Raw genomic sequence first — 8905 nt, forward strand, 5'->3', positions numbered from 1 at the left:
CGGTCTCCGACGCCCGCATTTCGTCGTGTACCCGCCACACCACCGTGGTCGGGTCGTGCGCACGGCGTCCGAACTTCAGATAGTGAATGCCCACCAATACGCCTTTCCGTTGCGTACACAGGCCAGCACACGACTCCCGAACCAGGGCGCGGACAGCCGCTGCATGCTGGGGGATGGGGTGGTACGGTGCCCGAGGCACCCGCCCAATGTGGGTGGGCGGGCGCCCCGGGAATCCGGGCACGTCAGACGGTCAGCAGTTCCCGCGTGATGCGGAACGCCGCCGTCTTCAGCGGATCATTTTTGATCATCGACCGGATGACCCTGGCCTCGGCGGTGCTCGCCTTGCGGCCGTGGTCGGCGTACTCGGTGGCCGCCTGAATCCATCCGTAGGCCGTGCCGGCGACGTCCCGCGTCGTCTCCGACGTGTGAACCGGGTCAGGTGGTCGTCCTGGGCCAGTGGGCGCTGGTGCGCCCCGGCTCCGCCCGCCGAACCGGGCGGGTGCCCGGACCAGGGCGGGCGGTGGCATCGGCGCGGCGCCGGCGTCCGCGCGGTGGGAGGCGGCGCCGTCGGCGTCGGCGTCGGCTCACGGTCAGGTCGACGGTGATCGCGACGAGGGCGACCGCCGCGTAGGCGACGAGCATGGTGACGTCGTGCGCGGCGGTGACCCCCAGGAGCCACACCAGCAGCAGCGCGAACACCGAGAACCGCATCCGCCGACGGCGACGGCGACTCAGGTAGACCATCGGTAATCACGTTCCTTTCCGTATCCGGCCGGGAGGGAAAGCCCGGCAGAGGTGTGTGGGATGTCCCGCTCAGGATTCGGTGCGCCAGGAAAACGGGATGGTCGCAGTCGCGGTCGCCGCCTGTCTTGGTGGGGCTGCTGTAAACCTCTCCATCGTCGACCAGGACGGTGAGCGGTGGTTTCTTGTCGGCGAGTTTCAGGGTCACGACTGTGTCGATGTGGAGGCTGATTCAGCCGGTTTCATCGAGTAGGGTGGTGATGCGGAGGGGAAAGCTGCCAATATTTCCCGGTTCCCAGCTCGCGGCGAGATGCGGTGGCAGCGCGCCGTACATGTCGATCGTTCCGTAGTTCACGGATGAATCNCGCATCGGTTCTCCCTTCGAGGCGCGAAAACGTGTGTGGGACGTAGCGGCGCAGATCGAGAAACCGTGGAAAGATGCCGGTCGGTCGATTCAGTCCATGCGGATGGGCATGAGCAGGTGCTGGTATGGCGCAACGCTCGCCGTCTGCCCGCCGGAAGAGGTGAGCAGGACGGCTTTGGTGACCTCCGACTGCCCGCGGAACGTGACGGTGTCGCCCGGGAGCGCGGTGAGGGCGTTCCGGACGTAGGCGGCGTTGAACGCCCAGCGAACGGTCCCGTCCGTGAGCGAGGTCGTGGCGGGCAGGGTTGGGGCGCTGACCAGGCCGCCGTGCTCGGGAAGCAGCGGCGCCACCCGGACACCGTTCGGGGTGAGCGTCAGCGTCATGATCATGATGGGGCCGGTGGTGGTCGGGTGGGCGGCGAGGATCGCGAGGACCCGTGCCACGTGGGNCTGCACCGTGGCCCGGTCGAACGTGGCGGTGTGCTGGGCGTCGAGCGAGCCGAGCAGCTTGCGCCAGGGTGGGTAGGTGCCGCCGGTCTCGACCAGGCTCACCGTGGTTTGCCCGCAGGTGAAGGTGGCCCGGTTGGCGTCGCGCACGGATTCGGCGCGGCGGCGGCCGATCGCCACGGACTGGCCGGTCCACGTGTCGGCGCACGCGGCGAGGATCTTCCCGGGAAGGATCAGCTCCTGCCCGGCCGGGTCGATGNCGGTCGCGGGCAGGGAATCGATGGCGAGCCGGTACCGGTCGGTCGCGGCCAGGGTCGCCAGACCGGGAGCGAACGACAGGTGCACGCCGGTGAGAACCGGCAGGGTGTCGTCCCGTCCGGCCGCCGGCAGGACACGGTCCAGCGCGGCGCGGAAGGCGGCGCGGTCGAGGGTGGCGATCGGCGGCGCGGGCTGGCAGTCGCCGGGATGGTCCTCCGGCGGCAGGCCGGTCAGGGGGATGGTGTAGTCGCCGATCGTGACGGTGGGGGCGGCCGGGAAAGAGCCGTCGAGAAAGACGGGCAGGTCGTCGGTGTCGCGTCGGCGCTCTCCGCGGACCAGTGCCTTGCACATCTGCGTCAGCGCCCAGCCGTCCACCAGGAACCGGCCGGCAGACTGGGCGACGCCAGGCAGACGGACCGAGACGGTGGCCGTGTAGCTGGCGCCGGTGATGGTGAGGTTTCCGGCCGGATCGCCGGTGACCAGGACGGCGTTCCACGGCGGGCGGCTCTTGCGGTCGACGACCGAACCGACCGTGGCCAGCGCCGCGAGCAGGTCCCGGAACGGGACGACAGCGGTCGCACCCGCATCGGCGGCGGGCGGTGCGGTGACAGTCATGATGATCTCCCGCGTGGGATCGGGATCGTTCGGTCACGCGGGCGGCCCGGTGCGCGTCGGCGCGGACGTGCACCGGGCCGCCCGGCGAACCGGGGTCAGCGCTGCTCGGGCAGCAGCCGGAACACGATCTCGGTGCTGTCGACGTTCGCGGTCGTCGCCCATTCGTCGAGCAGCTCAGCGAGCAGCTCGACGAGCGCGTCGCGCTCGTCGTCGGCGGTCCCGGCGTCGGTGTTGACGGCGACCAGTCGGCCGCGGGGCTCACCGAGTTCGTCGTTGTAGACCTCGACATCGAGGTCCGTCGCCACAGGGCAGGCGGCCCGTGTCTCGGCCTCGATCTCGTCTTCCAGGACGATCCGCAACACGTCGCGGGCGTCGAGAAACGCCTCACGCGCCCGCTCGCGGGGCAACCGCGTGTCCGGAGGGGAGCACCGGCGCGCCCGAAGATGTCGCAGCGGGTCAAGGCGGCGGCGGCCGTCGCGGCTGCGTCGCATCCTCATCATGATCTCCTTTCCCGGGCGGGTAGGGCGGCGCTCGCCGGCTCAGCCGGTCACGTCGGGCGTGGTGTCGACCTCGGGCGGGGATGGCCGGTCGTCGCTGGTGAGGTCCACGTGCAGGTCCTCGCCAGCGGCGTCGGCGCGGCGCAGCTCGGCGAAGGTACGGTCGGCGAACGCCCGCAGACCGGTCTTCGCGTAGCGGGCCACGAACTCGTGCCGGCTCCATACCGGGTCGTTCCACCCGAACGACTCGACCAAAAAGTCCGTGTCGGTGAGGGTNGCGTTGCGCAGCTCGGCGTAGTAGCGCTTCCCGGTGCGGTCGTGCTGGACCTTCAGCTGGACGAGCAGCATTCCGGGATCGGAGCCTTCCTCGATCCGGCGGAGGGTCCACCGGTAGACCAGACGCCGGTCGGCGTCGTTCACCCGAATCGTCGGTTCGCGGTCGCTGATAAGGCTCATCGATGCTTCTCCTTTTTCGCTGATCTCCGATGTACGGGGCGGGTCGACGGTTAGAAGCGGTAGTCGTTGGCGTTGCCGTTGACGTCGACCACGAGGTGGGTGCCCTTCGGGTGGCCGATGTTTTCGATGCGGACGTGGACGATCGGTTCCTCGGGGTTCGGCTCGTCGTTGGTGTCGTCCGCTGCGACCAGCTGAACGTGGATCTGAACGCCGCTGATTTCCAGCGAGTAGACGTCGCTCGCCTCGGTGGTGTCGGGTCTGGCGCCNTGGACGCGGACGCGCGCATCGCGCACCGTGTGGATGGTCGGCCGAGGCGGGGCGGCATCCCCGCTGATCGCGTTGATCGGGTAGACGTCGCCCGCGTACACGTGGAAGACGTCCCTGGGCTCGATGCTGCCCTTGGAGATCTTGGGATTCAGGACGTGGTCGCCCGTGTAGACGACGGTCACTATTGGGTCACTGCTCGGGCCCGTGATCCCCTTGTCGTGGACCTCGCCCCGGTACCAGCTGCCCGCGACCAGGAACTTGACCGGGGTTCCCGGGACCAGAGCAGCGAACTGCTCGATGGTGAGAGAGCCGGGCCGGCTCGTCGCGTCGTCAAGCTCGTGGGCGTGCGTCGGTGCCTCGGTGAACCAGAGGAGGAAGCGCGCCAGCAGTTCGGNGGCCTCGGCGCTCGCGACCGGCATTTCGGCGAAGGCGTCGAGGTCCTCTGCGACGACCGTCAGCTTGCCAACGGAGATGCCGGGGTGTTCGAGCTTCCAGCTCGTGACCGCGAACGCCACGATGTCCGTGCTGGTCACTTCGACCACGTCGCCATGAGGGGTACGGCGGGTCAGCCGCGTGTGAACCAGGTACTGCACGTCTGAGGGCACGGGAACCTCCAGGCTTGGTGGTGCGGATCGCAGTGCCTGCGCACTCGCTTTGCCGGTAGGTGCGGCAGGAGGGCCCGCGTCGGGCACGAGTGCCGGCGCTCCGTGGGCGCAGTCGGCCAAGGAGAACGGAGGACGGCCCGGTCGGGCGCGGTCTCGTCCGGCNTCGCGGACGGCNCGTCCTCTGTAGACGGTGGGCGCGCGTCGGACTAGCTGACGATCTCCCAGCCCCAGTCGTTGCCGCCGACGTAGTACAGGCCGTCCGGGGCGGGCTCGACGACGGTCGTGGAGCCCCAATGACCGCTGTGGACCGAGACGGTGCCGTCATCGCTGATGGTGATCGTGTCCGTCTCGTCGGCGGGCACGGTCGCGGCCAGCGCGGCGGTCTCGGCCGCCAGCTGGCGAACCTGGTCGAGGGTGAAGCCGGGAACGGCGAAGCCGTTCCAGCGGTCGTCGTTGGCCGGAACCTCGTACTCGGTGTAGACGCCGCTGATGGTGACGCGCATAGTGCGGGCAGCAGTCATGGTCGTGTCTCCCTGGTTCGAAGGGGCGTGTACGGCCACGGGTCCCGATCCCAGGCCGGGNCGGGGGTGCGGCTCCCGCGCCCCAGCCCAGTGCGGTGCGGGTGGGGTCAGGTGGGCACGCAGCAGCTCAACGGCACGCCATCCAGGTCGTAGGTGGTCTCCTTGAAGGGGACGACGAAACGCCTGTTACTCGGGGTGGAGCGCAGCCGATCGGTGGACCCGGCGTCGAGGATGACCATGGCATGCGTGCCGTCGATCCGGCCGATGGTGCCGGTCAGGCCGTCGAGGTAGCGGGGCTTGATGTTGGCGATCCGCACCAGCGTGNCGGTGGTCAGGGACGCGGTCCTGATCGCGGCGAGCGCGGCCCGCCGCTGCTTGACCGTCTCGGTGATGTGGGTCAGGTCCTGTTCGGTGGCGTGCGACAGGATGAAGTCGGTGGCGACGGCGAGCGTCGGGGGCGTGGGCATGTGGTGCCTTCCTGGTCATGGGAGGGGTAGGCGCACCGCCGGCCCGGGACGGGCCCGGCCGGCGGGTGTCCGAACGACGGCGGGCCGCCCGCCGTCACGGGCGAGAGCAGCCGGTACGGCGAGTGCTCAGGCGGCGGTCAGGTGGGCTCGGGTGACCGGGGCGGGTCGGTCGATGACGAACGTGCCGGGGTGCAGCGGGTACAGCTGTTCGTGCGGCATCGGCTCGCCCGGATGGGGCAGGTGCAGCAGCAGCCGGCCCGCGAGCGGACTGTCGGCGTCGTCGGGCACCCGCCGGATCGTGATCGTGAACGCGCCGCGCGGGTCGCCGGTCGACAGGCTCAGAGTGATCGCGTCGTCGGTCTCCTCGGTGCGGATGCCCGCGCTGTTGCACCACGACAGCGCCACCCGCTCGGGCGTGTGCGGCCCGGTGCCGTCCGCGTCCGGGTCATCCGGAAGGTAGGCGGGGCACTCGTGGTCGCCGTTGTCGTCGTCGAAGCCGCCGGGCGTCTCGACCAGGTCCGCCCCGCAGGCGGAACAGCGGAACTCGGTGTCAGTAGCGAAGATCAGCTCGACGGTGCTGTCCTCGTCCAGGCTGTTCACGGTCGTGCCGTCGACGGTCAGTCCGGCGAACATCGATACCCGGTCCTTTCCGGTCAGCTGTGCGGGCAGCGCATCGCCCCGCCCGACGGACGGGCCGTCGGGCGGGGCGATGCCAGGCGTGGGAGTCGGGTCAGACCGGCAGCAGGGTGCGCAGCGTGGCGAGCGTGTCGCCGTCGAGGCTGTCCGCCCCGCCGGTCACCGCGCGCAGCATGTTGCGTTCGGCGCGGGACGCGCCGCGGACGGTCTGCTCGTGGTGGGTGTAGGTGTTGACCGCCTGGAGCACACCCCAGCCGGTGTTCCGCCACGGAGAGACCCGCTCGTCGTGATCCCAGAGCCGGGACAGGGTGTCGCGGTGCTTCTCCGCGCTGGTCCGCGCCCGCCCCTTCTTCTCCGGCATCGGGGCGTGGGCGTCGAGGAACGCCGCCCACTGCCGGTCCGAGACGTCGAGCGCGCACAGCTCGGCGACCTCGGCGGCGAAGTCGTCGGCGATCGTGTGGACGATCGCGAGAGCCTCCCGGGCCTTGGCGAGNCGTAGGTGTGACTTGGCGGAGTGCTTGACCTTGGTCTGCTGGCCCTTCTCCCGCAGGCCGGCCGCCATCGTGTTGTCANAGACGACGTTGGTCACGATCCGCTTGTAGGTCGTGGACAGCGACCCGTCGAAGCTGGTGGTCGCCAGCAGGTTCGGCCGGAACGCGACCCCCTCCGGAGTCGTGATCGTGTCGGGTACCTCGACGCTCACCCAGGCGACCGCCCCGCCGCGCAGCAGCCCGGCCGAGCCGATCGCGAGATCGTCGTCGAGGAGCTGCCCGACGTTGTCGACCAGCCATTCCTGGTAGGGGTGGGGCTGGTAGCCGTCGCTGAAGATGCCCATCACGCTGCCGGTGTCGGACCGGATGATGGCCTTGCGGTCCGGGACGACGTCGATTCCCCCGGTGATGGGCGACTCGACGTAGATCGGCCGTTCGAGGGCCTGCCAGCCGAAAAGCCGGCGCTCGACGTCGTCGACCGGGATCGACCCTGGGTAGTGGTTGGTCTCGCCCTGCTGGTGGTCAGCGCGGTAGTGCCAGGCGTGGCCGCGCTTGTCGGTGAAGCCGATCAGCGTGTGCTGATTGAGCCAAGCCAGGGTTTCCTTCGACATCCGGGTTCCTTCCATCGAACGGCGGGAGTGGGCGGTCATGTCGGGGCATGCCGACGGGCCGCCGGGCGGCGTTCGGCGGCCCGTCGGCATGCGTGGGGGTGGTTACGGGGCGGGTTTGCGGGCGGGGCGCAACGCCGCGCGGGCCTCGGCGAGCGACGCCCAGGGGCAGACCTGGCTGTGGCCCGGGTAGGTGTGCGCGCGGGCGATCGCGACCGCGCGGTCAGGGTCGAGCACCGACGCGTCGACCAGACCGGTGATCTTCCAGGCGGTGGTCGCGACACGGACGGGCCGCCCGCCCGGCCACATCTCCTCGTAGGCGCGTACCCGCCCGTCACGGGTCACCGACCGGATCACGATCAGGTCGACGTGGACGGCGTCCGGGCCACCGCCCGTCAGCGGCTCCCGATGCGGAGACACCAGCAGCGCGACGTTCCCCCGGCATGCCCGTGCGCCGTTCGCCAGCGGCAGCGCCTCGACCCGGCTCACAGCGCGTCGTCCCCGGGAAGAGNCAGCCAGGCCGTGGCCGGGGTCGGGTCCTCCCGCTCTTGGGTGATCNGGTCCCNGATCTGCGTCGCCAGGTAGCCGGTGGGGTTCTCCTGCAAGACCAGGTCATCAGCCCAGACGATCGACCCGGCCAGCGCGGTCGTCTCCACCACCACGCCGCCGAGCACGTCCGTGCTGTACCGATGGTCGCAGTGCGGGCACTCCACCACCGTCGTCAGCCGGTACGCCGCCCACGTGCCGTCCGCGAAATGCGCCCGCTCCTCGGTGATCACATCGAGGTCGCCGACCGGGGACAGGTAGTAGTCGTGGTCATCGTCGATGTAGACCCCGATCCGAACCGTGGGGTCCGCGAGCACGCCGAGCATGGCACCACCTTTGGAAAAGATCAGCAGAGAGGAAGGGTCGTGCGGCGCGCGCTGGCTATGCGCTGATCAGCCGCGCCCAGATGTCGCGGCACTCGTCATCGCTGAACCCACAGGGATGCGCGGAGGTCTCCCGCATCTCACCGGTGTAGTAGTCCAGCGTGACCGTGCCGCTCCACCAGCAGTGCGGCCCGGGAAACGGCCAGCCCGACGGCTCCGTGACCGCCAAGTCCTCCAGGCGGGCAACGGCAAGGTCCACAGCACTGAGCCCGTCCTCGCGGTCGTACTCGTCCGGTTCGCAGTCGAGGTCCTCAGACCGCTCCCCGTGNGCGTGGATGTCCCCGTCGTGGACCTCGTGGTCGTAGTAGTCGCGATGGTGGACGCNCAGATGCCGGCCGGTCACAGGACCCGCACCACCCAGCTGTCGCAGTCCTCCTCGACCCCCGAGATCTCCAAGAGGATGTCGCCGTAGACGATCGCCTGCTCGTGTAGCTGGTCCCCTTCCGGGCCGTAGCCGCGGTCCCACAGGCCCGCGCCCTGCCGCTGCCGCGAAAGGACCCAATCCCGACCCAGCTCCTCAGGCACCGGAGTCCGATCGCCCAGACGCTCGACCAGCGACGACAGATCGGCAGCGGCGCCTTCCAGGAAGTCACGGATCTCATTGGCGGGATCGCCGAACAGATACTCGGTCTCTGTTCCGTCGAAACCACTGCCGTACAGATTCGTAGTCTCGTCCGGCGACCATTCGACCATCGCCGATTCGATCAGTTCGCGCCACACTCCCCGCTCAAAGCGGCGCACGAACTCATCAGAAAGAACCTCGCAGGTCACAGACCCTCCCTCCACATGACGGTCGACAGGCTTCGGACGTCCGGTCAGTAGGCGGCTAACGCCACCAGACCCACAGGTCGCCGTGAACTCCGCGCGCCTTGAGTAGGCACGGTTTGTCCATCCATTCCAGGCTGAACTTGTAGATCTTGCAGTCGCAGCCGTGGTAAATCGACGCCAGACGATCCAGCAGCATCAGCATGTGATCGAGACCGCGTCGCTGGACAATCGCGAG

The 8905-nt window shown here is 69.5% G+C and carries 9 protein-coding genes and 4 pseudogenes; all 13 read right to left on the reverse strand.

The window, feature by feature from the left end; genetic code table 11:
- Positions 1-435: 435 nt before the first annotated feature.
- Positions 436-744, reverse strand: a complete 309-nt coding sequence (locus UK94_RS71315) for a hypothetical protein (protein ID WP_055752602.1) — start codon at positions 742-744, stop codon at positions 436-438.
- Between the two features lie 811 nt (positions 745-1555).
- Positions 1556-1811, reverse strand: a pseudogene (locus tag UK94_RS71320) (DNA polymerase III subunit beta); the annotation flags it as partial.
- A gap of 1 nt (position 1812) precedes the next feature.
- Positions 1813-2425, reverse strand: a pseudogene (locus tag UK94_RS76675) (DNA polymerase III subunit beta); the annotation flags it as partial.
- Between the two features lie 95 nt (positions 2426-2520).
- Positions 2521-2922 carry a hypothetical protein gene (locus tag UK94_RS30715; protein ID WP_055752604.1) on the reverse strand — a complete coding sequence of 134 codons (402 nt, stop codon included), beginning with the start codon at positions 2920-2922 and terminating at the stop codon, positions 2521-2523.
- Positions 2923-2964: 42 nt separating this feature from the next.
- A partial coding sequence (locus UK94_RS71330) for a hypothetical protein (RefSeq protein ID WP_235490789.1) occupies positions 2965-3198 on the reverse strand: 234 nt, incomplete at its 5' end.
- A 230-nt stretch (positions 3199-3428) separates the two neighbouring features.
- Positions 3429-3644: hypothetical protein (locus tag UK94_RS71335; RefSeq protein WP_235490791.1), on the reverse strand; the 216-nt coding region annotated here is incomplete at its 5' end.
- Between the two features lie 812 nt (positions 3645-4456).
- A complete protein-coding gene (locus tag UK94_RS30730; RefSeq protein ID WP_055752607.1) occupies positions 4457-4771 on the reverse strand; it encodes a hypothetical protein in 315 nt (104 codons plus the stop codon).
- Positions 4772-5364: 593 nt separating this feature from the next.
- A complete protein-coding gene (locus tag UK94_RS30740) occupies positions 5365-5871 on the reverse strand; it encodes a hypothetical protein (RefSeq protein WP_055752609.1) in 507 nt (168 codons plus the stop codon).
- 97 nt (positions 5872-5968) lie between these two features.
- A partial coding sequence (locus tag UK94_RS71340; RefSeq protein WP_235490793.1) for a DUF932 domain-containing protein occupies positions 5969-6367 on the reverse strand: 399 nt, incomplete at its 5' end.
- 1 nt (position 6368) lies between these two features.
- Positions 6369-6446 (reverse strand): annotated as a pseudogene (locus UK94_RS71345) (hypothetical protein); the annotation flags it as partial.
- A 1-nt stretch (position 6447) separates the two neighbouring features.
- Positions 6448-7066: pseudogene (locus tag UK94_RS71350) on the reverse strand (DUF932 domain-containing protein); the annotation flags it as partial.
- 834 nt (positions 7067-7900) lie between these two features.
- On the reverse strand, positions 7901-8170 hold a 270-nt coding region (locus tag UK94_RS30760), incomplete at its 5' end, for a hypothetical protein (RefSeq protein ID WP_235490795.1).
- A gap of 71 nt (positions 8171-8241) precedes the next feature.
- Positions 8242-8673 carry a hypothetical protein gene (locus tag UK94_RS30765; RefSeq protein WP_055752614.1) on the reverse strand — a complete coding sequence of 144 codons (432 nt, stop codon included), beginning with the start codon at positions 8671-8673 and terminating at the stop codon, positions 8242-8244.
- Between the last annotated feature and the right edge of the window lie 232 nt (positions 8674-8905).

The organism is Frankia sp. AvcI1 (assembly GCF_001420875.1).
GTDB classification, from domain to species: Bacteria; Actinomycetota; Actinomycetes; order Frankiales; family Frankiaceae; genus Frankia; species Frankia alni.